Here is a 21,020-nt window from a genome sequence, read left to right as displayed (position 1 = left end):
GGCGAGATTCGGGGTGCAGCGTGCGGTATCTATATATCGCAGATACCGCCGGTTAATCCGCTGATCAGGCGCTGCGTTGCCATAGCGCGTAATACACACGACCGGATTTCTGCTCGCGGTGCAGGCGCCAGTTACCCGGTAAACCCAGCGTCGACGGCGCGGTTTCGCTTTCCGTGTAGATCCACGAGTCGGCGGCCAACCACTGGCGTTCTTCCAGCAGGGTACAAACGGCCGGCAACAGATTCTGGTTGAACGGCGGATCGAGGAACACCAAGTCGAACGCGCTCGCGGTCTGGGTTTCCAGATAACGCAGAGCGTCGGCGGTCTGCACCTGGCCGTTGGTGCAGCGCAGGGTGCCGAGGTGTTCTTTCAGGCTGGACACCGCAATGTTGCTGGCATCCAGCGCCTGACCCATGGCCGCGCCACGGGACAGGGCTTCGAGAAACAGCGCACCGCTGCCGGCGAACGGGTCGAGCACCTTGGCCCCTTCAACGTACGGCGCGAGCCAGTTGAACAGGGTTTCACGCACGCGATCCGGCGTCGGGCGCAGGCCCGGCGCATCGGGGAAGCTCAGCTTGCGGCTGCGCCATTGGCCGCCAATGATGCGCAACTGGTTCACACCGTTGTGGACGTTGTGCGCAGGTTTTTTTGGGGAACGAGTCGCCATTAATGCTCCGGAACCCCGAGCGGTTGCTCGGCAGGTTTATCAGATGGGGCCGGTAACGGCTTTTGCGGCACGGTTGGACCCGCGGTGACGATGACCATTTTGTCCGTGCTCAAGTGTTTGTTCAGGGCATCGCGGACTTGTTCCACGGTCAGGCTTTGCGACTGACGCATGAAATCATCCAGGTAGCTCAGCGGCAGATTATAGAAGCCCATCGCGCCGAGCTGGCCAACGATATCGGCGTTGCTCGCGGTGGACAGCGGGAAGCTGCCGGCCAGCTCACGTTTGGCATCGTCGAGTTCTTTCTGCGTCGGCCCGGTTTTCAGGTAATCGGCGAGCACGTCCTGCACCAGCTTCAGCGTGCCTTCGCTCATTTCCGCGCGGGTCTGCAGGTTGATCATGAAGGGACCGCGCGCCTGCATCGGGCTGAACGCCGAGTACACACCGTAAGTCAGGCCACGTTTTTCGCGCACTTCGCTCATCAGGCGCGTGCCGAAACCGCCGCCACCGAGGATCTGGTTGCCCATCGACAGCGCGGCGTAATCCGGGTCGTCACGGTCGATGCCCAGTTGCGCAAGCATCAGGTTGGTCTGCTTCGACGGGAATTCGATATGGCCAGTGCTGGCCTTCGGTTCCTGCGGCTGGGCGATCTTCGCCAGCGCCGGGCCTTTCGGCAGGGCAGAAGAGACCTGATTGGCAATCGCCTCGGCTTCCGTGCGAGACAGGTCGCCGACCAGCGCGATCACCACGTTGCCAGCGGCATAAGCCTTGGCGTGGAACTCACGCAATTGCGCAAGGATGATCTTCGGCACGCTCTGTGGATTGCCGTCACTCGAATGCGCGTACGGGTGATCGCCGTACAGACGCTTCATCAGCTCAAGGCTGGCGAGTTTGCCGGGGTTCTGTTTCTGGTATTCGAAACCGGCGAGCATCTGGTTCTTGATGCGCGCGAACGAGTCGGCCGGGAAGGTCGGTTTGCCAACCACTTGCGAAAACAGCTTCAGCGCCGGTTCACGCTTGTCGGTCGCACTCAGGCTGCGCAGTGATGCCAGCGCCATGTCCTTGAAAGCACCGTTGCCGAAATCCGCCCCCAGGCCTTCGAAGCCTTGCGCGATGGCGCCGACGTCTTTGCCAGCGACGCCTTCGTTGAGCATTGCATTGGTCAGCACCGCCAGGCCCGACGCATTGCCGTCCTGGCTACTGCCGGCGGCGAAGATCAGGCGCATGTCGAACATCGGCAGTTCATGGGCTTCGACGAACAGCACCTTGGCGCCTGCGGCGGTGCTCCAGGTCTGCACATCGAGCTTGCGGCTGGCGGGGGCCTTGCCGTCGAGTTCGGCCAGCGATTGCAGCTTCTGGCTGGACTTGGCGTTGTCGAGGGCTTCGCTCGCTTTGCTGTCAGCACTTGGCGTCAGGTAAAACGCGGCGGAGCCGATCACGGCGACAGCGATCAAACCGAGTAGCAGGCGTGGGGATTTGCGCTCACTCATGAGTCGTCTCCAGTGGCAGGACGTGGGCGACGCTGAGACGTTCGCGGGTGAAATACAGCTTGGCGGCGTTCTGGATGTCTTGCGGGGTCACGCTTTCCAGATCGGCGAGTTCGGTGTCCATCAGCTTCCACGACAGACCGACTGTTTCCAGCTGGCCAATCGCCGTGGCCTGGCTGGTGATCGAATCACGTTCGAAGACCAGGCCGGCGATCACTTGTGCACGCACGCGCTCCAGTTCTTCAGCGGACGGCGCGGTGGTTTTCAGCTGTTCCAGCAGTTTCCACAGACCGGCCTCGGCTTGCGCCATGGTTTTTTTCTTCTGGGTGTTCGGGGTTGCCGACAGGGTGAACAGGCTGTCGCCTCGCGTGTAGGCGTCGTAGCTCGAAGAACCGCCGGAGACCAGTTCTTCACCGCGCTCCAGTTGTGTCGGGATGCGCCCGCTATATCCGCCGTCGAGCAGGGCCGAGATCAAGCGCAAGGCGTTGACCGAGCGCTTGTCTTCAGCGGTGGCAATGCTTGGCACGTTGAAACCGAGCATCAGGCTAGGCAACTGAGTCTGCACGTGCAGGGTGATCTGGCGTTCGCCAGGCTCGGCCAGTTCCAGCGGTTTTTTCGCCGGCGGCACGTCGCGCTTGGCGATCGGGCCGAAATAGCGTTGGGCGAGGGTTTTCACTTCGTCTGGAGTGACGTCGCCGACGACCACCAGTGTGGCGTTGTTCGGCACGTACCAGGATTGGTACCAGTGGCGCAGCTCTTCGACCTTCATGCGGTCAAGGTCGGCCATCCAGCCGATGGTCGGCGTGTGGTAGCCGCTGGCCGGGTAGGCCATGGCCTTGTAGCGTTCGTAGGCCTTGGACATCGGCTTGTCATCGGTGCGCAAGCGGCGCTCTTCCTTGATGACTTCGATTTCCTTGGCGAACTCGTCGGCCGGCAGGCGCAGGTTGGCCATGCGGTCGGCTTCCAGTTCAAAGGCTACGCCCAGACGGTCGCGGGCCAGCACCTGATAGTACGCGGTGAAGTCATCGCTGGTGAAGGCGTTCTCTTCGGCGCCCAAATCGCGCAGGATCAGCGACGCTTCGCCGGGGCCGACTTTCTCGCTGCCCTTGAACATCATGTGCTCAAGCGCGTGGGACAGACCGGTCTGGCCCGGGGTTTCGTAGCTGGAGCCGACCTTGTACCAGACCTGCGAGACCACCACCGGCGCGCGATGGTCTTCGCGCACGACGACCTTGAGGCCGTTGTCGAGGGTGAATTCGTGGGTCGGTTGCGGGTCGGCCGCCAGGGCCGAAAGGGGCAGGCAGACTGTGCTGAGCAGCAGGCCTGCAGCGCGGCGGGCTAGAGCATTCATTCGTTTTTTAACCTGTTGGGCTGCCCGCTTGGTCTTAGCCTAGGCGGGCGAGGAGGTGCTAGGATACTGATCCGTTTTACTGGCGGCCACGCCTATCAAGCCACTGATCGGTCGATAGGTTGTATGGGTTCCCGGCAGAAGCTTTGAGTTTGTCAGCTAAACTCTGCGTTTTCGCCGACGATGCCGTTCCAGTCCTTCGTATTAATCGACCTTTGAGGTGCCTGTGGCGCCTCGACAAAATGTTGCGCGTGAACAAGCTGGATGAAACACAGTCTGTTCTGCATCGAATATTTATTTGCCGGGGCGCCCTTATGGCGCGTCGCTACCGTGAGATAGCCGTCCTCCATGTTTGGTTCCAACGACGACAAGAAGACCCCAGCTGCGGCTGGCGAGAAGAAAAGCCTGTTCGGATGGCTGCGTAAGAAACCGCAGGAACCCGTTGTCGAACAGCCGCCCGCGATTCCTGAATCCGTCCCGGCACCGGCTCCGGTAATAGAAGAAGAGCCGGCACCGATCGTTCTGCCGATTGCCGAACCGGTATTGCAACCGGTTGAGCCAGAGCCAGAAGCGCCAGTGGCGGCTGAACTGCCGCTGACCCCGGCGGCCGAGCCGTGGCTGACCTTGCCGGTGGCGGAAGAGCCGGTGGCATTGGTTGAAGAGGCTGCGCCGCACGTTACGCCGGTGATTCCTGCGCCTGCTGCGTTTGTGCCCGAAGTGGCGCCGGCGCCTGTGGTTGAGCCGGTTGTCGAGCCTGCGCCCGTTGTGGCTGAAGCTGCTCCTGAAATTATTGCTACTGAGCCTGTTGCTGCGGTCGTTGATGCTCCAGTTGCTCCAGTCGTGCAACAGCCCGAGCCAGCACCGGCACCTGCTCCCGTAGTTGCAGCTCCAGTCGTGCCGGTTGAAGTGGCCGCTGAAGCCCCTGTCGAAGCCCCGCGCACCGAAGAAACCAAAGCCGGTTTCTTCGCCCGCCTCAAGCAGGGTCTGTCGAAAACCAGCGCGAGCATCGGCGAGGGCATGGCCAGCCTGTTCCTCGGCCGTAAAACCATTGACGACGATCTGCTCGACGACCTCGAAACCCGTCTGCTCACCGCTGACGTCGGCGTCGAAGCCACCACGCAGATCATCCAGCGCCTGACCCAGAAGGTCGCGCGCAAAGAGCTGGCCGACTCCGATGCGCTGTACAAATCCCTGCAGGCCGAACTGGCCGCGATGCTCAAGCCGGTTGAACAACCGCTGAAGATCGCCTCGCAGAACAAGCCATTCGTGATTCTGGTGGTCGGCGTCAACGGCGCCGGCAAGACCACCACCATCGGCAAGCTGGCGAAGAAGCTGCAACTGGAAGGCAAGAAAGTCATGCTCGCCGCCGGTGACACCTTCCGTGCCGCTGCGGTGGAGCAATTGCAGGTCTGGGGTGAACGCAACAAGATCCCGGTGATTGCCCAGCACACCGGCGCCGACTCGGCTTCGGTCATCTTCGACGCCGTGCAGGCCGCCAAGGCCCGTGGCATCGACGTGTTGATCGCCGACACCGCCGGTCGTCTGCACACCAAAGACAACCTGATGGAAGAGCTGAAGAAAGTTCGCCGGGTGATCGGCAAGCTCGACGCCGACGCGCCGCACGAAGTGCTGCTGGTGCTCGACGCCGGTACCGGCCAGAACGCCATCAACCAGGCCAAACAATTCAACCAGACCGTCGAACTGACCGGCCTGGCGCTGACCAAGCTCGACGGCACCGCCAAGGGCGGGGTGATTTTCGCCCTGGCCAAGCAGTTCGGCCTGCCGATCCGCTACATCGGCGTCGGTGAAGGCATCGACGATTTGCGTACCTTTGAAGCCGAACCCTTTGTCCAGGCACTGTTTGCCGAGCGGGAGCGTTCATGATTCGTTTCGAACAGGTCGGTAAACGCTACCCGAACGGTCACGTCGGCTTGCATGAGCTGAGCTTTCGAGTCCGTCGTGGCGAGTTCTTGTTTGTCACCGGCCACTCCGGCGCCGGTAAATCCACTTTGTTACGCCTGTTGCTGGCGATGGAGCGTCCGACCAGCGGCAAACTGCTGCTTGCCGGACAAGACCTGAGCACCATCAGCAACGCGCAGATTCCGTTCCTGCGCCGACAGATCGGCGTGGTGTTCCAGAATCACCAGTTGCTGTTCGATCGCACGGTGTTCAACAACGTCGCCTTGCCGCTACAGATTCTCGGGCTGTCCAAGGCCGAAATCGCCAAGCGTGTCGATTCGGCGCTGGAGCGCGTGGCGCTGTCGGATAAAACCGATCTGTACCCGGGCGATCTGTCCACCGGTCAGCAACAGCGTGTCGGCATTGCCCGCGCCATCGTGCACCGCCCGGCCTTGCTGCTGGCGGACGAACCGACCGGTAACCTCGACCCGCGGCTGGCGGCGGAAATCATGGGCGTGTTCGAAGACATCAACCGTCTGGGTACCAGCGTGCTGATCGCCAGTCACGACCTGGCGCTGATCGCGCGCATGCGTCACCGCATGCTGACCCTGCAACGTGGCCGACTGATCGGCGACGGGGAGGCCGGGGTATGAGTGCGACACGCAGTCCGAAGGTTTCCGAACGTGTGGCCCCGAAAGCCGCCGATCCGCAGCCGCCGAAGAAGAAAAAACACGACGAAGACGACGGTCCGGACTTCGCCACGCTTTTTCGTGCCTGGGTCGAAAGTCATCGTGCCAGCTTGCTCGATAGCCTGCGCCGTCTCGGCAAACAGCCGATCGGCAGCTTCTTCACCTGCATGGTGATGGCCGTGGCGCTGAGCCTGCCGATGGGCCTGTCGCTGTTGCTTAACAACGTTGAGCGCCTCGGCGGTTCGTGGCAGCGTGCGGCGCAGATTTCGCTGTATCTGCAACTCGACGCCAGTCCGGAGCAGGGCGAGTCGTTGCGTGAACAGATCAAGGGCATGCCCGGCGTAGCGGATGCTGAATATGTCGGTCGTGATCAGGCGCTGGAAGAGTTCCAGCAACAGTCCGGACTGGGCGAAGCCCTGCGCGAACTGCCGGAAAACCCGTTGCCGGGCGTGGTGCTGGTCACCCCGAACGAAGTCGACAAGCCGACGCTGGAAGCATTAAGACAAAAACTTTCCGAACTGCCCAAGGTACAACAGGCGCAACTTGATCTAGTCTGGGTCGAGCGTCTGGCCGCCATCCTCAAGCTTGGCGATCGTTTTGTCTTCGGTCTGACGGTGCTTTTGGTTTCTGCATTACTTTTGGTGATAGGCAATACCATTCGTCTTCATATTGAAAACCGCCGCACAGAGATAGAAGTGATTAAACTCGTCGGCGGCACTGACAGCTATGTGCGTCGCCCCTTCCTTTATATGGGCGCGTTGTATGGCTTCGGTGCGGGGCTACTGTCCTGGGGCGTATTGGCGTTTGGCTTGAACTGGCTGAATGATGCGGTGGTTGGGCTGGCCGGCTTGTACGGCAGTGATTTCGCGCTGGCCGGAGTGCCAGTTGCCGACGGTCTGTCGCTCTTGCTTGGCGCGGTGCTGTTGGGTTATATCGGTGCATGGATTGCAGTCGCACGTCATCTCAGGGAGCTGGCGCCGAAGTAGAATCTTTTTTGCGCGTGATTGACCTTGCGGTTTTTTTGGGAACTTGTACTTGAATTCCCGGTCAATTTTTCGCAGTGCCGAGAGGCACGAGTATGTAAGTGGGAGGTTTTTTCGTATGACCAATTCTTTGCAGCCTGCGTATGCGTTGGTTCCGGGTGCGAACCTGGAAGCGTACGTGCACACCGTCAACAGCATTCCATTGCTGACGCCGGAGCAGGAGCGTGAACTGGCCGAGAGTCTCTACTATGAGCAGGATTTGGGGGCGGCTCGGCAGATGGTGCTCGCCCACCTGCGCTTTGTTGTACATATCGCCCGTAGCTATTCCGGCTACGGTCTGGCTCAGGCTGACCTGATCCAGGAAGGTAACGTCGGCCTGATGAAGGCCGTGAAGCGCTTCAACCCGGAAATGGGTGTGCGTCTGGTGTCGTTCGCCGTGCACTGGATCAAGGCGGAAATTCACGAGTTCATCCTGCGCAACTGGCGCATTGTGAAAGTCGCGACCACCAAGGCCCAGCGCAAGCTGTTCTTCAACCTGCGCAGCCAGAAGAAACGTCTGGCGTGGCTGAACAACGAGGAAGTCCACCGTGTGGCGGAAAGCCTCGGCGTCGAGCCGCGGGAAGTGCGCGAGATGGAAAGTCGCCTGACCGGCCACGACATGGCCTTCGACCCGGCTGCTGAAGCCGACGACGACAGCGCTTTCCAGTCGCCGGCCAACTATCTGGAAGACCACCGGTACGACCCGGCGCGTCAACTGGAAGATGCCGACTGGAGCGACAACTCCAACAGCAACCTGCACGAAGCGCTGGAAGTGCTGGACGAACGTAGCCGCGATATCCTCTACCAGCGCTGGCTGGCAGAAGAGAAAGCCACGCTGCACGACCTGGCGCAGAAGTACAACGTGTCGGCCGAGCGGATCCGTCAGCTCGAGAAGAGCGCGATGAACAAGCTCAAGTTGTCGATCGCTGCATAACCGGCGAGCAGGCAATAAAAAAACGCCTCGATCAGCGATGATCGGGGCGTTTTCATTTAGAAGATCAAAAGATCGCAGCCTTCGGCAGCTCCTACAGGTGAAATGCAATCCCCTGTAGGAGCTGCCGAAGGCTGCGATCTTTTGCTTTATGGCATCACCGCGCCCAAGGCGCTCGCCGCGAATCGTTGAGCCCCAGCAAATAGCTATCCCCACCCAACTGACTCATCTGCTGGCGAATCCACCCGGCCCGACGCGACACATAAGCGGTCGGATGACTGGCACTCCAGACGCGCGGATTGGGCAAAACGGCAGCCAGATAACTCGCCTGCTGCCGTGACAGCGACTTGGCGCTCACGCCAAAGTGATGGCGGGCCGCAGCTTCGGCACCAAACACCCCGTCATCCCACTCGACGCTGTTCAGGTACACCTCAAGAATCCGTTGCTTGGGCCAAAACACCTCGATCAGCGCCGTAAACCACGCTTCCAGGCCCTTGCGCAGATAGCTGCGGCCGGCCCACAGAAACAGGTTTTTCGACACTTGCTGACTCAGCGTACTGGCGCCGCGAATCGAGCCGCCGAGTTCGTTGTGTGCCAGCGCTGCCTGGATCGCGCTGAAATCAAAACCCCAATGCTCCGGGAATTTCTGATCCTCACCGGCCATGACCGCGACTTTAAGATCGTCGGAGATCTCGTCCCAAGGCTTCCAAGTACGCTGCAGGTCGATCGGCTCGCCGTCGACCCAGGATTCAATCTTGCGCTCGACCATCAACGCCGTGCCCGGCGGCGGCACGAAGCGAAACACCAGGACCAGCAAGATGCTGCCGCCGGCGAACCAGAGCAGGGCCTTCGTGAGACGACGGAAAATTGAACGCAGCATAGAGATGGCTTGGCCGAACCGGTGGAGCGGGCCATTATACAGACCCTGCCGATCGCGTCTGACTGGAGTTCCCAATGCTGCGTGGCTTTCTGATGCTGGCCGCTTTTTTCGGTTTCACCGGTGTCGCTTTAGGCGCATTTGCCGCCCATGGCTTGAAAAACCGCCTGACACCTGAGTATCTGGCGATTTTCCACACCGGCGTCACCTATCAATTGGTGCACACTCTGGCACTGTTCGGTGTGGCGCTGTTGGCCACGCAGATTCAGGGCCGACTGATCACTTGGGCCGGCGTATCGTTCACCGTCGGCATTCTGCTGTTCTCCGGCAGCCTGTACGTGTTGACCATCACCGGCATCAGCAAGCTCGGCATCATCACCCCGTTCGGCGGCCTGGCATTTCTGGTCGGTTGGCTGTGCCTTGGGCTCGCCGCCTGGCGCCTGACCTGAGCCTGGCGCCAACTTGTAGGAGCTGCCGAAGGCTGCGATCTTTTGCCGTTGTCTTTCAAGATCAAAAGATCGCAGCCTTCGGCAGCTCCTGCGGGGACCGGTTTCAAGACGAATGGCTTGGGTCAGCCTGACTGATCGGGCTAGAATGCCAGCCCCTAAAAATGATGGCGGCGTTACGCATGCGCATTCAGTTGAACGGCGAATCCCTTGAACTGCCCGACGGTGAAACCGTTGCGGCCCTGATCACCCGTCTGGAACTGACCGGACGCCGGGTGGCAGTCGAGCTCAATCTGGATATCGTCCCGCGCAGCCAGCATGCCGACACCACGCTCAACGATGGCGACAACGTTGAAGTCGTGCACGCCATCGGCGGCGGCTGATCGCCCGGCCCGCAAGGGCACAGAATTCTGCAAGACCCTCACCCTTAAAGAGGATTCCCCATGAGCATCGTTCGTAGCGACAAGCCTTTTGTGCTGGCCGGTCGTACTTACCAGTCGCGTTTGCTGGTCGGCACCGGCAAGTACCGTGACATGGAAGAAACCCGTCAGGCCATCGAAGCCTCGGGTGCCGAGATTGTCACCTTCGCCGTGCGCCGCACCAACCTGGGCCAGATCGAAGGCGAGCCGAACCTGCTCGACGTGCTGTCGCCGGAGCGCTACACCTTCCTGCCGAACACCGCCGGCTGCTACGACGCCATCGAAGCCGTGCGCACTTGCCGCCTGGCCCGTGAGCTGCTCGACGGCCACAACCTGGTGAAGCTGGAAGTGCTGGCCGACCAGAAGACCCTGTTCCCTAACGTCATCGAAACCCTCAAGGCCGCCGAAACGCTGGTCAAGGAAGGCTTCGACGTGATGGTGTACACCAGCGATGACCCGATCATCGCCCGTCAACTGGCAGAAATCGGCTGCATCGCGGTGATGCCGCTGGCCGGCCTGATCGGTTCCGGTCTGGGGATCTGCAACCCGTACAACCTGCAGATCATCCTCGAAGAAGCGAAAATTCCTGTGTTGGTCGATGCCGGTGTCGGCACTGCGTCCGACGCCACCATCGCCATGGAACTGGGTTGCGATGCGGTGCTGATGAACTCGGCCATCGCCCACGCCCAGCAGCCGGTGATGATGGCTGAAGCCATGAAACACGCCATCGTTGCGGGCCGCCTGGCCTACCTCGCGGGTCGTATGCCGAAAAAACTCTATGCCAGCGCCTCTTCGCCGCTGGATGGTCTGATCAAGTAAGAGCCATTGATGACTGAATCGAACGACACGCCTATCCAGACGGAAGAAGGCGACGAGCGCCAACACCGCCGCATCAAGAGTTTCGTGATGCGCGCCGGGCGCATGACCGAAGGCCAGCAACGCGGTCTGGATCAGGGCGCGCCGCTGTACGTGCTGCCGTTGGCCGACGCACCGGTGGATTACGATCAAGTGTTCGGCCGTTCGGCGCCGCGCTCGCTGGAGATCGGTTTCGGTATGGGCCACTCGCTGCTGGAAATGGCAGCCGCGGCGCCGGAGCAGGATTTCATCGGTGTTGAAGTTCACCGTCCGGGTGTCGGCGCGCTGCTCAATGGCGTGCTGACCCAGGGGCTGACCAACCTGCGGGTCTACGATTGCGACGCGATCGAAGTGCTCAACCGCTGCATCGCCGACAACAGCCTCGATCGCCTGATGCTGTTCTTTCCGGATCCTTGGCACAAGAGCCGTCACCACAAGCGTCGCATCGTTCAGGCGTCGTTCGCTGAACTGGTGCGCAGCAAGTTGAAGGTTGGCGGCATTCTGCACATGGCCACCGACTGGGAACCGTACGCCGAATACATGCTGGAAGTGATGAACGTCGCCCCGGGCTATCGCAACCTCGCCGAAGACGGCAAGTGCGTACCGCGCCCTGCCGAACGCCCGATCACCAAGTTCGAACGCCGCGGCGAACGTCTTGGCCATGGCGTGTGGGATCTGAAGTTCGAGAAACTCGCTTAAGCATTACGCAATAAAACCTGTGGGAGCGAGCCTGCTCGCGAAAGCGGATGTTCATTCAACACTGATGTTGACTGACACACCGTATTCGCGAGCAGGCTCGCTCCCACAGTTGTTTTGGGGTGTTTGCGGAATCAGCGGCGGTCGGCGACTACGCCGATGAGGACGAGGACTACCAGCAGGACGGGTGCCAAACTGTAGTTGTTGAACTGGCTCAAACCCTTGATCACCCAAGGCGTGGCGTAAATCAGCGCCGCACCGCTACCGATCACGCACAGCAGCGACATCAGCGGAATGCGCAGGGCGCCGGCGATGCTGCCCAGGCGTTGCTCGACCCATCCTTTGAAGTCGGCACCGAACAGCACCAGCAGGCAGCCGACCAGCGCCAGGGCGATTTCCGAGAGGTTGCTGCGGCTCCAGCGGGAGACGGTGGCGAGCAGGTCGAGTATCAAATCCATGGGTTTTTCCTTGGGGCTGAAGTTGAGGGTTGGGCTCAGTTCAGAAACTGTTGCAGCAAGTCGTTGAGGAACAGCTGTCCGCGCTCGGTGGCCGCCAGACGTGACGGTTCGACCTGCAACAGACCGCTTTGTTCTGCTGCTGCCCGGCCTTCGGCGAGGCTTTCCAGCGACAGCCCGGTACGCTCCGGATACAGGCGCGATTCCACCCCGGAGGTCAGGCGCAGCGCGTTCATCAGGAACTCGAACGGCATCTCGTCATTGGTCAGCGCTTTTTCGCCAGCCTGGAAGCTTTTTGCCGGGTTGAGATAGTCCTTCGGCAGACGTGTCTTCCAGGTACGAACGATGCGTCCGTCAGGATGACTCAACTTGCCATGCGCGCCCGCGCCGATGCCGATGAAGTCGCCGAAACTCCAGTAATTGAGGTTATGTCGCGCCGGCCGACCGGCCTGGGCATACGCCGACACTTCGTATTGCGCGTAACCGTGTTCAGCCAGCAATGCCTGCCCGGCCTCTTGAATGTCCCACAGCGTGTCGTCTTCCGGCAGTACCGGCGGCTGATTCCAGAACACGGTGTTCGGCTCCAGCGTCAGTTGGTACCAGGAGATGTGCGTCGGATTGAGTGCGATGGCCTGACGCAGATCGCTAAGGGCGTCGTCCAGCGATTGGTCGGGCAAGCCGTGCATCAAGTCGAGGTTGAAGTTATCGAACCCGGCCTGACGCGCCATGCTCGCCGCGCGCACCGCTTCGTCACCGTTGTGAATGCGCCCGAGCGCCTTGAGTTTTTCCTGCTGGAAGCTTTGGATGCCGATCGACAGGCGATTGATCCCCAGCTTGCGGTAGGCGACGAACTTCTCTTGTTCGAAGGTGCCCGGATTGGCTTCCAGAGTGATTTCAATGTCATGAGCAAATGGAATGCGCTGCTCGACGCCTTCCAGCAAACGCCCAAGCGCTTCGGCGCTGAACAGGCTTGGTGTACCGCCACCGAAGAAAATCGAGCTGATTTCACGGCCGTAAACGGCGTGCAGATCCTGATCGAGATCGGCCAGCAAGGCGTCGACGTATTCCTGCTCCGGCAACACCGGGCTGGCGGTGTGCGAGTTGAAATCGCAATACGGGCATTTGCGCACACACCACGGGATGTGGATGTACAGCGCCAGGGGCGGCAGCGTCGGCAGCGGCGCCCGAGGCGAGGAAGCGGCGCCGCCGACGATCAGCGACGACGCAGAAGAGTCACCGGTCATTTCAAGCCCAGACGCTGGCGCAGCAGATCCATTGCACGGGCGCGGTGGCTGATCTGGTTCTTGTCGGCCGGGCTCAGTTCGGCGCTGGAGACGTCACGTTCCGGCACCCAGAACAGCGGGTCATAACCGAAACCGTGCTCGCCGCTGGCAGCCGTCAGAATCCGCCCGTGCCACAGGCCTTCGCAGAGAATCGGCAACGGATCGTCAGCGTGACGCACCAGCGCTAATACGCAGACGAACTGCGCGCCACGCTCGCCTTCCGGGACATCCTTCAAGGCGTCGAGCAATTTGGCGTTGTTCGCCGCATCGCCCTTGCCGTCGGCATAGCGCGCCGAATAGATGCCTGGCGCACCGCCGAGGAAATCCACCGCCAGGCCGGAATCGTCGGCCAGCGCCGGCAACCCGGAAATGCGCGCGGCGTTGCGCGCCTTGAGGATCGCGTTCTCGACGAACGACAGGCCGGTTTCTTCCGGCTCGACCTTGCTCCACTCGCCAATCGAGCGCAGTTGCACCGAGTCGCCGAGCATGGCCTGAAGTTCTTTGAGTTTGCCGGCGTTATGGCTGGCCAGTACGAGCTGCTTGATGTTCATCATTCGCCGGGAAAGAGTTCTTGGTTGAAATTGATGGTGTTGATCTTGTCGCCGTTCTGCACCTTGATTTCAAAGGTGCGGGTTTCCTGCTGTTCCACCGGGTACTGGGCGATGTAGTACACCGCGCCCTGTTCGGTCACCTGGCGGAAATTCAGCGTCACGCTCTGGCTGGTCAGGTCTTTGACCGTGCCGGTGACGTTGGCGATCAGCGGTTTGCCGTCCTTGATCACCGAGACATTGATCACGCCCTGATTCTTGCTGCGGATCAGCTCCGCTGCCTTGGCGATGTCCGGTTGCAGGTACGTCGAGTTGAAAGTGTTGTAGTGCACCGTCACGTCGCCAAAGGTTTCCTGACGCTCGCCCTTGATGACATCAGCCGCCAGAGCGCTGGCGCTCAGGCAGGCAGTCAATAACAACAACGCTAAACGACCCATGATCGTGCTCCTCGAAATGACGGGATTCAGACCGCGACTTTGTGGTCTGCAAGCTGCGGGCTGCTGACGCGGTAGATACCGATCTCACCTAACAGATTAGGCCATAGCTTACTGGCCCACCCGTGGCGGTGCTGTTGATCCACGGCAAGCCGATCAATGACCTTCGCATCACGTTCGCGGCAAAGTTCTTCAAAGTCTTCGAAGGTGCAGAAGTGAATGTTCGGTGTGTTGTACCAGGTGTACGGCAGAAATTCGGACACCGGCATGCGGCCCTTGCTCGCCAGGTACCAGCGGCAACGCCAGTGACCGAAGTTCGGGAAGGTGATGATGCATTGGCGACCGACCCGGAGCATTTCGTCGAGGATTTTGTCCGGGTAATGCACGGCTTGCAGGGCCTGAGTCATGACGACGATGTCGAAACTGTTGCTGGCGAAGTTGCCCAGCCCTTTGTCCAGGTCCTGCTCGATGACGTTGATGCCCTTGGCCACGCACTCGGCGATGTTGTCGGCGTCGTTTTCCAGGCCATAACCGGTGACCTGCTTGTTGTCGCGCAGCCAGGTCAGCAGCTCGCCGTCACCGCAACCGAGGTCGAGGACGCGGCTGCCGGCGGGGATCCATTCCTGGATGATTTCCAGATCAGCTCTCATGGCTTTCTCACAACGTGATGCGGTTCATGTAATTGCCGAATGCCTGCAAGTAGCGCGGGATCGGAATCAGGAAGGCGTCGTGGCCCTGCGGTGCGTCGATTTCCAGATAGCTGACGTCTTTGCGCGCCGCCATCAAGGCATCCACCAGCTCGCGCGAACGGGCAGGGGAGAAGCGCCAGTCGGTGGTGAACGACATCACGCAGAACTTGGCCGTGGCGTTTTCGAAGGTTTTTGCCAGGTTATCGTCGAAATTCGCCGCCGGATCGAAGTAATCCAGTGCCTTGGTCATCAACAGATAGGTGTTGGCGTCGAAACGACCGGAGAACTCCTCGCCCTGATAACGCAGGTAGCTTTCGACCTGGAACTCGACACTGTGGAAGTCGTAGTTGAGCTTTTCGCTCTTCAGGCCACGGCCGAATTTCTCGCCCATCGAATCGTCGGACAGGTAAGTGATGTGCCCAACCATGCGCGCCAGCATCAAGCCGCGCTTGGGGATCACGCCCGCTTCCTGGAACGAACCGCCGTGGAATTCCGGGTCGGTGAGGATTGCCTGACGCGCGACTTCGTTGAAGGCGATGTTTTGCGCCGACAGCTTCGGTGCCGAGGCGATGGCCAGGCAGTGGCGCACGCGATCCGGGTAGGTGATGGTCCATTGCAGCGCCTGCATGCCGCCGAGGCTGCCGCCGATCACCGCCGCCCACTGGCCGATGCCGAGCAGATCAGCGAGGCGTGCCTGGCTGTGCACCCAGTCTTCCACGGTGAGCACCGGGAAATCGGCACCGAACGGTTTGCCGGTTTCCGGGTTGACGCTGCTCGGGCCGGTGGAGCCGTTGCAGCCGCCGAGGTTGTTCAGGCTGACAACGAAGAACTTGTTGGTATCGATTGGTTTGCCGGGGCCGATGCAGCTGTCCCACCAACCGGGTTTGCGGTCGTCGACGCTGTGATAACCGGCAGCGTGATGATGGCCGGACAAGGCGTGGCAAATCAGCACGGCGTTGCTCGCTTGCGCGTTGAGCGTGCCGTAGGTTTCGTAGATCAGGTCATAGGCGGCCAGCGAGCGGCCACAGGCCAGCGCCAGCGGATCGCTGAAGTGCGCGGTTTGCGGCGTCACCAGACCAACAGAATCGGGGGGAAAGGCAGTTGGCATCGACCCTGCTCTCGTTGAAATGAGGCGTAAGTCTAAAGACCGGGGGGGTTAGCGGCAAGCAGCCCTCACCCTAACCCTCTCCCAGAGGTAGAGGGGACTGACCGAGGTGTTCTTTTGGGCTACGCCGACCTGAGCTATCGAGTTGAACTCAGGTCTTGTAAATCACCCAAATCGGCTCCCTCTCCAGGGGGAGAGGGCTGGGGTGAGGGGCGCAGACGCCGCAAAACTCAAGACGAGCGCCCAACCAACCCCGGCAAATCCGGCAATTTCTTCGGCGAGCAGATCTTCACGCGCTTCTGCCGGTTCAACTCGCCACTGAGCAAACTGACCTGGCTCTTGGACACCCCAAACGCCTTGGCCAGAAAGCCCATCAGATAAGCGTTGGCCTTGCCCTCGACTGGCGGCGCGGTCAGGCGAATCTTCAAACGATCACCGTGCAGTCCGGCGAAGTCATCGCTGCGGGCTGCCGGTTGCAGGTGACACTCGAGGATCAAGTCGTCACCGTCCCAACGGAACCAGCTCACATCAGCAAACGCAGGATTTCCGGCATCATCGTCATCGCCGCCAGATTGTTGATCACCAGCATGTCGATCAGCTTCAGCGCCAGAAACGCGAAGATCGGCGACAGGTCCAGACCGCCCATGCTCGGCAGAAAGCGGCGGAACGGCGCCAGGGCCGGTTCGCAGATCTGGTTGACCAGTTCAGCACCCGGATTGTGGCTGCCCGGCGCCACCCACGAGAGGATCACGCTGATGATCAGGGCGAAGAAGAAGATCTTCAGGAACAGCGCGGTCACGCCAATGATCGACCAGATGAACAGTTGCAGCGGGTTACCGGTGGTGCCGTAAGTCAGCAGCAGGGTCAGCGCCATCAGCGCCAGTTGCACCAGAATCGCCAGCACCAGCGACGACATGTCGAGACCGAACAGGCTCGGGATGATCCGGCGCAGCGGCTTGAGCAGTGGCTGGGTCGCTTTGACGATGAACTGGCACAGCGGGTTGTAAAAGTTCGCGCGTACCAGTTGCAGTACGAAACGCAGCAGCACAATCAGCAGGTACAGGCTGCCGAGGGTTTGCAGCACATAAACCGCTGCGGTATTCAATCCAATCATGTAAGGCTCCTTATTTGCCCAGTTGTTCGGCCATTTCGGCCGAGCGGTGCGCGGCGGCGCCGAGTGCGGTTTCGACCAGGGCTTCGAAGCCATTGGCCTGGAATGATTTGATGGCAGCTTCGGTGGTGCCGTTTGGCGAAGTCACGCGGCGGCGCAGTTCGGCAGCGTCAACGTCACTGGAAGTCGCCATGTGCGCGGCGCCAAGGGCGGTTTGCAGGGTCAGCTGTTCAGCGATGTCTTTCGGCAGGCCGAGTTTGACGCCGGCGGCGGTCATGGCTTCGATCAGCAGGAAGAAGTAGGCCGGGCCGGAGCCGGAAACAGCGGTAACCGCGTCCAGTTGCTGCTCTTCGTTGAGCCACAGGGCAATGCCGACGGCGGACAGCAGCTCTTCGGCTTGCTGACGCTGTTCAGCGGTCACTTCGCTGGTCGCGTACAAACCGCTGACGCCCTGACGCAGCAACGCCGGGGTGTTCGGCATGCAGCGCACGATTGGCTGCTCGCCGAGCCAGGCTGTCATGCTCGCGCAGGTGATGCCAGCCGCGATGGAGACCACCAGTTGATTGGGTTTCAGGCTCGGACGAATAGCCTCACACACGGCTTTCATCGCCTGCGGCTTAACGGCCAGCACAATCACATCGACGCCGTCGATGGCCTGGGCGTTGTCGGCAAAGGTTTCGATGCCGTGCTCGGCGCTGACCTTGGAGCGGGTTTCTTCGCCCGGATCACTGGCGCGGATCTGCGCCGCTTCCAGCCCTTTGGCGCGCAGGCCGCCAATCAGACTGGCCGCCATGTTGCCCGCACCGATAAACGCAATACGTGTGTTGCTCATGTGTGGTCCTTATCTGGAATCGTTCAAGACTGGGAATAATCTCTGGCACCAAACAGGGCCGTACCGATACGGACCCAAGTGGCGCCTTGAGCGATGGCCGACTCAAGGTCGTGGCTCATGCCCATGGACAGTGTGTCGAGCGGCAGTTCGAGGCTGGCCTGCAACTTTTGCACGACAGCAAATGCGGCGTCCTGTTCGGCGCGATCTTCGGTCGGCTCGGGAATCGCCATCAGCCCGCGCAGCTTCAGGCGCGGCAGTGCGCTGATCGCGGCGGCCAGTGCCGGCAGGTCAGCCGGGGTGCAGCCGGATTTACTGGCCTCACCGCTGACGTTGACCTGAATGCAGATATTCAGCGGCGGCAGCTCGGCCGAGCGTTGTTCGGACAGGCGTTGAGCGATTTTCAGGCGATCCACGGAGTGCACCCAGTCGAAATGCTCGGCGATGGCGCGAGTCTTGTTCGATTGAATGGGGCCGATGAAGTGCCAGATCAAGGGCAGGTCGGCCAGTTCGAGCTGTTTGCCCAAGGCTTCCTGCAGGTAGTTTTCGCCAAAGTCGCGCAGGCCGGCGGCATACGCTTCGCGCAGCGCCTGGGCGGGTTTGGTCTTGCTGACCGCCAGCAGCTGGACGCTGTTTTCAGGGCGGTTTGCAGCTGTTACCGCTGCCTGGATGCGCGAACTAACCAGTTGGATGTTGTCTGCTATCGTGGACATCAAGAGGCGCCAGCGGTCTGAAGGTTCGCGGCATTCTACTGGAATTGAGGAGCGCTATGGATATCACTGAACTGCTGGCCTTCAGCGCCAAACAGGGAGCTTCCGACCTGCACCTGTCGGCCGGTCTGCCGCCGATGATCCGTGTCGATGGCGATGTGCGGCGGATCAATCTGCCGGCGCTGGATCACAAGCAAGTGCACGAATTGATCTACGACATCATGAACGACATCCAGCGGGTCGACTTCGAGAAACATCTGGAAACCGACTTTTCCTTCGAAGTCCCCGGTGTCGCGCGGTTCCGGGTTAACGCCTTTAACCAGAACCGGGGTGCCGGAGCGGTGTTCCGGACCATTCCGTCGAAAGTGCTGAGCATGGAAGATCTAGCCATGGGCGACGTCTTTCGCAAGATCACCGATGCGCCGCGCGGGCTGGTGCTGGTCACCGGGCCGACCGGTTCGGGCAAGTCGACCACGCTGGCGGCGATGATCGATTACCTCAACACCCACCGTCATCACCATATCCTGACCATTGAAGACCCGATCGAATTCGTTCACGAATCGCGCAAGTGCCTGATCAATCAGCGCGAAGTCCACCGTGATACCCGCAGTTTCGCCACCGCGTTGCGTTCAGCGTTGCGCGAAGACCCCGACGTGATCCTGGTCGGCGAGATGCGCGATCTGGAAACCATCCGCCTGGCGCTGACTGCTGCCGAGACCGGTCACCTGGTGTTCGGCACGCTGCACACCACCTCCGCGGCGAAAACCATCGACCGCGTGGTCGACGTATTCCCCGGTGACGAGAAGTCGATGGTGCGCTCGATGTTGTCGGAGTCGTTACTGGCGGTGGTCTCGCAGACGCTGATCAAGAAGATCGGCGGCGGGCGGGTGGCGGCACACGAGATCATGCTGGGGACGTCGGCGATCCGTAACCTGATCCGCGAGGACAAGGTGGCGCAGATGTATTCGGCGATTCAGACCGGTGGGTCGTTGGGGATGCAGACACTGGACATGTGCCTGAAGGATCTGGTGACCAAGGGTTTGATCAGCCGCGACCATGCGCGGGAGAAGGCGCGTACGCCGGATAATTTCTGAAGGGGGGATCGTTCCCACGCTCCGCGTGGGAATGCAGCCCGGGACGCTCTGCGTCCCTGCCGAAGCGTCCATTGAGGCATTCCCACGCAGAGCGTGGGAACGATCGGTACGTGCTGTTAGCGCTGAACCACGCGCATCTGCTTGCTGGCAGGCTCTTTCGGCAACACACGCTTGGCAACCACGTAATGCTGTTCCCAATACGGCTTGTTCAGCGTGTCGATGCTCACCGCTTTGCCACGACGCGGGGCGTGGATGAAGCGGTCGTTGCCCAGGTAGATGGCAACATGGTTGACCCGACGGCTCTTGATGTTGAAGAAAATCAGGTCGCCCGGTTTCAGATCCTTGCGCTCGACTTTCTCGCCGTGGCCGCTGGCCATGGCGTTCGAGGTGCGTGGCAGGTCGAACGTGGCGTCGTTGAACGCGTATTTCACCAGACCGCTGCAATCGAAGCCTTTACTTGGGCTGCTGCCGCCCCAACGATAAGGGGTACCGAGGACGTTGACCGCACGGCTCAGCACATTGCTGCTTTCCTTGCTCGCCATCGGTGGCACCAGCTTGCTGTGGCTCTTGCTGCTCAGCGTGGTGGTTTTGCTTTTGCTGCTCTTGCTCGAAGGAGCCGAAGCATGGGATTTAGGGGTGAAACCGTTAACGTTAGGAAGACGTTGCTCACGATTGGTGGCGTGGGCGGCCAGTGGCATTAATAGGCAGATGGTTAGCCATGTCTTGAAAAATGGTCGCATTAGGCGTGGCTCTTCAGTGATAGCGCGCAACTTTATAACAGAGTTTTTTTTCATTCCGAGTCCGTTGGTCGATTCAGTTGGCGGCCAACGGAACCAAATAAGCGGCAAATGGACGCAATTGTCGGACAGAAGTCAGGTGCTATAAGGCTTTGACGGTAGCAACGGTAACATTTGCCGTACGTCGGCTACCTGTAAAAAAGTCACAAAGAATTCAAGAATATTTATCTATCGTGTGAATCGAGGTCTTCATGAACCCCTATCAACAATTTGTTCAGCAGCAAGATACGCACAGCAAAATCATCGGTTATCTACTGTGGATTTTCGGTTTTACCGGCGCCCACCGCTTCTATTACGGCAAGCCGGTGACCGGGACGATCTGGTTCTTCACCTTCGGTTTGCTGGGCATTGGCTGGCTGATCGACCTGTTCTTGATCCCGGCGATGGATCGTGAGGCGGATCTGCGTTTTACCGCAGGGCCGATCGAGTACAACGTGGCGTGGATTCTGCTGACGTTCCTCGGCGCGCTGGGCGTGCACCGGATGTATCAGGGCAAGTGGATCAGCGGACTGATCTATCTGCTGACGGGCGGGTTGTTCTTTATTGGTGTGCTGTATGACTTCTGGACGCTGAATGATCAGGTCTCGGTGCGTAACGCCGAAGGTAGAGGCGCCTTCCAGTAAGTCTTCGCA

26 protein-coding genes are annotated in these 21,020 nt (G+C 60.4%); 10 read left to right on the top strand and 16 right to left on the bottom strand.

The window, feature by feature from the left end; genetic code table 11:
* Positions 1–64: 64 nt before the first annotated feature.
* The 4 genes from rsmD to P3G59_RS27570 form a co-directional block, all read right to left on the bottom strand.
* Positions 65–667 (bottom strand): 16S rRNA (guanine(966)-N(2))-methyltransferase RsmD, encoded by a 603-nt coding sequence (gene rsmD / locus P3G59_RS27585; protein WP_277759710.1) that lies wholly within the window; start codon positions 665–667, stop codon positions 65–67.
* A complete protein-coding gene (locus P3G59_RS27580) occupies positions 667–2,154 on the bottom strand; it encodes a pitrilysin family protein (protein WP_277759709.1) in 1,488 nt (495 codons plus the stop codon). The genes rsmD and P3G59_RS27580 overlap by 1 nt, the downstream gene beginning before the upstream one ends.
* Positions 2,147–3,502, bottom strand: coding sequence for a pitrilysin family protein (locus P3G59_RS27575; RefSeq protein ID WP_025112091.1), 1,356 nt, complete (start codon positions 3,500–3,502; stop codon positions 2,147–2,149). Before P3G59_RS27575 ends, P3G59_RS27580 begins: the two co-directional genes overlap by 8 nt.
* A 152-nt stretch (positions 3,503–3,654) precedes the next feature.
* Positions 3,655–3,849 (bottom strand): hypothetical protein, encoded by a 195-nt coding sequence (locus P3G59_RS27570; protein WP_025112092.1) that lies wholly within the window; start codon positions 3,847–3,849, stop codon positions 3,655–3,657.
* Here P3G59_RS27570 and ftsY point away from each other — a divergent pair.
* The 4 genes from ftsY to rpoH all read left to right on the top strand — a co-directional run bounded on the left by ftsY (position 3,848) and on the right by rpoH (position 8,043).
* A complete protein-coding gene (gene ftsY / locus P3G59_RS27565) occupies positions 3,848–5,383 on the top strand; it encodes a signal recognition particle-docking protein FtsY (protein ID WP_277759708.1) in 1,536 nt (511 codons plus the stop codon). The genes P3G59_RS27570 and ftsY overlap by 2 nt on opposite strands.
* On the top strand, positions 5,380–6,051 hold the full coding sequence (gene ftsE, locus P3G59_RS27560) for a cell division ATP-binding protein FtsE (RefSeq protein ID WP_003229148.1): 672 nt from the start codon (positions 5,380–5,382) through the stop codon (positions 6,049–6,051). Before ftsY ends, ftsE begins: the two co-directional genes overlap by 4 nt.
* Positions 6,048–7,073 (top strand): permease-like cell division protein FtsX, encoded by a 1,026-nt coding sequence (gene ftsX / locus P3G59_RS27555; RefSeq protein WP_077574909.1) that lies wholly within the window; start codon positions 6,048–6,050, stop codon positions 7,071–7,073. Before ftsE ends, ftsX begins: the two co-directional genes overlap by 4 nt.
* Positions 7,074–7,188: 115 nt before the next feature.
* Entirely contained in the window at positions 7,189–8,043 is an 855-nt protein-coding gene (rpoH, locus tag P3G59_RS27550; RefSeq protein WP_007913617.1) for an RNA polymerase sigma factor RpoH, read from the top strand.
* A 154-nt stretch (positions 8,044–8,197) separates the two neighbouring features.
* On the opposite strand, the gene mtgA is transcribed toward rpoH, so the two are convergent.
* The gene (mtgA, locus tag P3G59_RS27545) at positions 8,198–8,920 is read right to left on the bottom strand and encodes a monofunctional biosynthetic peptidoglycan transglycosylase (protein WP_277759707.1); all 723 of its coding nucleotides are present in this window, start codon (positions 8,918–8,920) and stop codon (positions 8,198–8,200) included.
* Positions 8,921–8,994: 74 nt separating this feature from the next.
* Between mtgA and P3G59_RS27540 the strand changes: the two genes are divergently transcribed.
* The 4 genes from P3G59_RS27540 (at position 8,995) to trmB (ending at position 11,336) form a co-directional block, all read left to right on the top strand.
* The gene (locus P3G59_RS27540; RefSeq protein ID WP_277759706.1) at positions 8,995–9,366 is read left to right on the top strand and encodes a DUF423 domain-containing protein; all 372 of its coding nucleotides are present in this window, start codon (positions 8,995–8,997) and stop codon (positions 9,364–9,366) included.
* Between the two features lie 179 nt (positions 9,367–9,545).
* Positions 9,546–9,746, top strand: coding sequence for a sulfur carrier protein ThiS (gene thiS / locus P3G59_RS27535; protein WP_122604433.1), 201 nt, complete (start codon positions 9,546–9,548; stop codon positions 9,744–9,746).
* A 60-nt stretch (positions 9,747–9,806) separates the two neighbouring features.
* A complete protein-coding gene (locus P3G59_RS27530) occupies positions 9,807–10,601 on the top strand; it encodes a thiazole synthase (RefSeq protein ID WP_007913621.1) in 795 nt (264 codons plus the stop codon).
* Between the two features lie 9 nt (positions 10,602–10,610).
* Positions 10,611–11,336 (top strand): tRNA (guanosine(46)-N7)-methyltransferase TrmB, encoded by a 726-nt coding sequence (gene trmB, locus P3G59_RS27525; RefSeq protein ID WP_007913622.1) that lies wholly within the window; start codon positions 10,611–10,613, stop codon positions 11,334–11,336.
* Positions 11,337–11,467: 131 nt separating this feature from the next.
* On the opposite strand, the gene P3G59_RS27520 is transcribed toward trmB, so the two are convergent.
* From P3G59_RS27520 to P3G59_RS27475, 10 genes are all read right to left on the bottom strand, one after another.
* Positions 11,468–11,791, bottom strand: a complete 324-nt coding sequence (locus P3G59_RS27520; protein WP_034153666.1) for a DUF3392 domain-containing protein — start codon at positions 11,789–11,791, stop codon at positions 11,468–11,470.
* A 35-nt stretch (positions 11,792–11,826) separates the two neighbouring features.
* Positions 11,827–13,032 carry a radical SAM family heme chaperone HemW gene (gene hemW / locus P3G59_RS27515; protein WP_277759705.1) on the bottom strand — a complete coding sequence of 402 codons (1,206 nt, stop codon included), beginning with the start codon at positions 13,030–13,032 and terminating at the stop codon, positions 11,827–11,829.
* Positions 13,029–13,625, bottom strand: a complete 597-nt coding sequence (gene rdgB / locus P3G59_RS27510) for an RdgB/HAM1 family non-canonical purine NTP pyrophosphatase (RefSeq protein WP_277759704.1) — start codon at positions 13,623–13,625, stop codon at positions 13,029–13,031. The genes hemW and rdgB overlap by 4 nt, the downstream gene beginning before the upstream one ends.
* Positions 13,622–14,056, bottom strand: coding sequence for a DUF4426 domain-containing protein (locus P3G59_RS27505; protein WP_277759703.1), 435 nt, complete (start codon positions 14,054–14,056; stop codon positions 13,622–13,624). The genes rdgB and P3G59_RS27505 overlap by 4 nt, the downstream gene beginning before the upstream one ends.
* A gap of 26 nt (positions 14,057–14,082) precedes the next feature.
* Positions 14,083–14,703: a methionine biosynthesis protein MetW gene (metW, locus tag P3G59_RS27500; protein ID WP_277759702.1), complete on the bottom strand. Its 621-nt coding sequence runs from the start codon at positions 14,701–14,703 to the stop codon at positions 14,083–14,085.
* Between the two features lie 7 nt (positions 14,704–14,710).
* On the bottom strand, positions 14,711–15,850 hold the full coding sequence (locus tag P3G59_RS27495; protein WP_277759701.1) for a homoserine O-acetyltransferase: 1,140 nt from the start codon (positions 15,848–15,850) through the stop codon (positions 14,711–14,713).
* Positions 15,851–16,077: 227 nt separating this feature from the next.
* The gene (locus P3G59_RS27490; RefSeq protein WP_277759700.1) at positions 16,078–16,374 is read right to left on the bottom strand and encodes a DUF167 domain-containing protein; all 297 of its coding nucleotides are present in this window, start codon (positions 16,372–16,374) and stop codon (positions 16,078–16,080) included.
* On the bottom strand, positions 16,371–16,961 hold the full coding sequence (locus P3G59_RS27485) for a YggT family protein (RefSeq protein ID WP_166221515.1): 591 nt from the start codon (positions 16,959–16,961) through the stop codon (positions 16,371–16,373). The genes P3G59_RS27490 and P3G59_RS27485 overlap by 4 nt, the downstream gene beginning before the upstream one ends.
* A 10-nt stretch (positions 16,962–16,971) precedes the next feature.
* On the bottom strand, positions 16,972–17,790 hold the full coding sequence (gene proC, locus P3G59_RS27480) for a pyrroline-5-carboxylate reductase (protein WP_277759699.1): 819 nt from the start codon (positions 17,788–17,790) through the stop codon (positions 16,972–16,974).
* A gap of 23 nt (positions 17,791–17,813) precedes the next feature.
* Positions 17,814–18,500 carry a YggS family pyridoxal phosphate-dependent enzyme gene (locus P3G59_RS27475; protein ID WP_277759698.1) on the bottom strand — a complete coding sequence of 229 codons (687 nt, stop codon included), beginning with the start codon at positions 18,498–18,500 and terminating at the stop codon, positions 17,814–17,816.
* A 56-nt stretch (positions 18,501–18,556) separates the two neighbouring features.
* On the opposite strand from P3G59_RS27475, the gene P3G59_RS27470 reads away from it, so the two are divergent.
* The gene (locus P3G59_RS27470; protein ID WP_277759697.1) at positions 18,557–19,591 is read left to right on the top strand and encodes a type IV pilus twitching motility protein PilT; all 1,035 of its coding nucleotides are present in this window, start codon (positions 18,557–18,559) and stop codon (positions 19,589–19,591) included.
* Positions 19,592–19,707: 116 nt separating this feature from the next.
* On the opposite strand, the gene P3G59_RS27465 is transcribed toward P3G59_RS27470, so the two are convergent.
* Complete coding sequence (locus tag P3G59_RS27465) at positions 19,708–20,331, bottom strand: C40 family peptidase (RefSeq protein WP_129395899.1); 624 nt, start codon at positions 20,329–20,331, stop codon at positions 19,708–19,710.
* Positions 20,332–20,579: 248 nt separating this feature from the next.
* Here P3G59_RS27465 and P3G59_RS27460 point away from each other — a divergent pair, with 248 nt between their 5' ends.
* A complete protein-coding gene (locus tag P3G59_RS27460; protein WP_277759696.1) occupies positions 20,580–21,011 on the top strand; it encodes a TM2 domain-containing protein in 432 nt (143 codons plus the stop codon).
* Positions 21,012–21,020: the final 9 nt, after the last annotated feature.

Origin of the sequence: Pseudomonas sp. A34-9, from assembly GCF_029543085.1 — a bacterium.
GTDB lineage: Bacteria > Pseudomonadota > Gammaproteobacteria > Pseudomonadales > Pseudomonadaceae > Aquipseudomonas.
This window is presented reverse-complemented; position numbering and strand designations above follow the sequence as displayed.

Coding starts and splice junctions, on each gene's coding strand:
- rsmD (WP_277759710.1), bottom strand. CDS start 667: ATGGCGACTCGTTCCCCAAAAAAACCTGCGCACAACGTCCACAACGGT.
- P3G59_RS27580 (WP_277759709.1), bottom strand. CDS start 2,154: ATGAGTGAGCGCAAATCCCCACGCCTGCTACTCGGTTTGATCGCTGTC.
- P3G59_RS27575 (WP_025112091.1), bottom strand. CDS start 3,502: ATGAATGCTCTAGCCCGCCGCGCTGCAGGCCTGCTGCTCAGCACAGTC.
- ftsY (WP_277759708.1), top strand. CDS start 3,848: ATGTTTGGTTCCAACGACGACAAGAAGACCCCAGCTGCGGCTGGCGAG.
- P3G59_RS27570 (WP_025112092.1), bottom strand. CDS start 3,849: ATGGAGGACGGCTATCTCACGGTAGCGACGCGCCATAAGGGCGCCCCG.
- ftsE (WP_003229148.1), top strand. CDS start 5,380: ATGATTCGTTTCGAACAGGTCGGTAAACGCTACCCGAACGGTCACGTC.
- ftsX (WP_077574909.1), top strand. CDS start 6,048: ATGAGTGCGACACGCAGTCCGAAGGTTTCCGAACGTGTGGCCCCGAAA.
- rpoH (WP_007913617.1), top strand. CDS start 7,189: ATGACCAATTCTTTGCAGCCTGCGTATGCGTTGGTTCCGGGTGCGAAC.
- mtgA (WP_277759707.1), bottom strand. CDS start 8,920: ATGCTGCGTTCAATTTTCCGTCGTCTCACGAAGGCCCTGCTCTGGTTC.
- P3G59_RS27540 (WP_277759706.1), top strand. CDS start 8,995: ATGCTGCGTGGCTTTCTGATGCTGGCCGCTTTTTTCGGTTTCACCGGT.
- thiS (WP_122604433.1), top strand. CDS start 9,546: ATGCGCATTCAGTTGAACGGCGAATCCCTTGAACTGCCCGACGGTGAA.
- P3G59_RS27530 (WP_007913621.1), top strand. CDS start 9,807: ATGAGCATCGTTCGTAGCGACAAGCCTTTTGTGCTGGCCGGTCGTACT.
- trmB (WP_007913622.1), top strand. CDS start 10,611: ATGACTGAATCGAACGACACGCCTATCCAGACGGAAGAAGGCGACGAG.
- P3G59_RS27520 (WP_034153666.1), bottom strand. CDS start 11,791: ATGGATTTGATACTCGACCTGCTCGCCACCGTCTCCCGCTGGAGCCGC.
- hemW (WP_277759705.1), bottom strand. CDS start 13,032: ATGACCGGTGACTCTTCTGCGTCGTCGCTGATCGTCGGCGGCGCCGCT.
- rdgB (WP_277759704.1), bottom strand. CDS start 13,625: ATGATGAACATCAAGCAGCTCGTACTGGCCAGCCATAACGCCGGCAAA.
- P3G59_RS27505 (WP_277759703.1), bottom strand. CDS start 14,056: ATGGGTCGTTTAGCGTTGTTGTTATTGACTGCCTGCCTGAGCGCCAGC.
- metW (WP_277759702.1), bottom strand. CDS start 14,703: ATGAGAGCTGATCTGGAAATCATCCAGGAATGGATCCCCGCCGGCAGC.
- P3G59_RS27495 (WP_277759701.1), bottom strand. CDS start 15,850: ATGCCAACTGCCTTTCCCCCCGATTCTGTTGGTCTGGTGACGCCGCAA.
- P3G59_RS27485 (WP_166221515.1), bottom strand. CDS start 16,961: ATGATTGGATTGAATACCGCAGCGGTTTATGTGCTGCAAACCCTCGGC.
- proC (WP_277759699.1), bottom strand. CDS start 17,790: ATGAGCAACACACGTATTGCGTTTATCGGTGCGGGCAACATGGCGGCC.
- P3G59_RS27475 (WP_277759698.1), bottom strand. CDS start 18,500: ATGTCCACGATAGCAGACAACATCCAACTGGTTAGTTCGCGCATCCAG.
- P3G59_RS27470 (WP_277759697.1), top strand. CDS start 18,557: ATGGATATCACTGAACTGCTGGCCTTCAGCGCCAAACAGGGAGCTTCC.
- P3G59_RS27465 (WP_129395899.1), bottom strand. CDS start 20,331: ATGCGACCATTTTTCAAGACATGGCTAACCATCTGCCTATTAATGCCA.
- P3G59_RS27460 (WP_277759696.1), top strand. CDS start 20,580: ATGAACCCCTATCAACAATTTGTTCAGCAGCAAGATACGCACAGCAAA.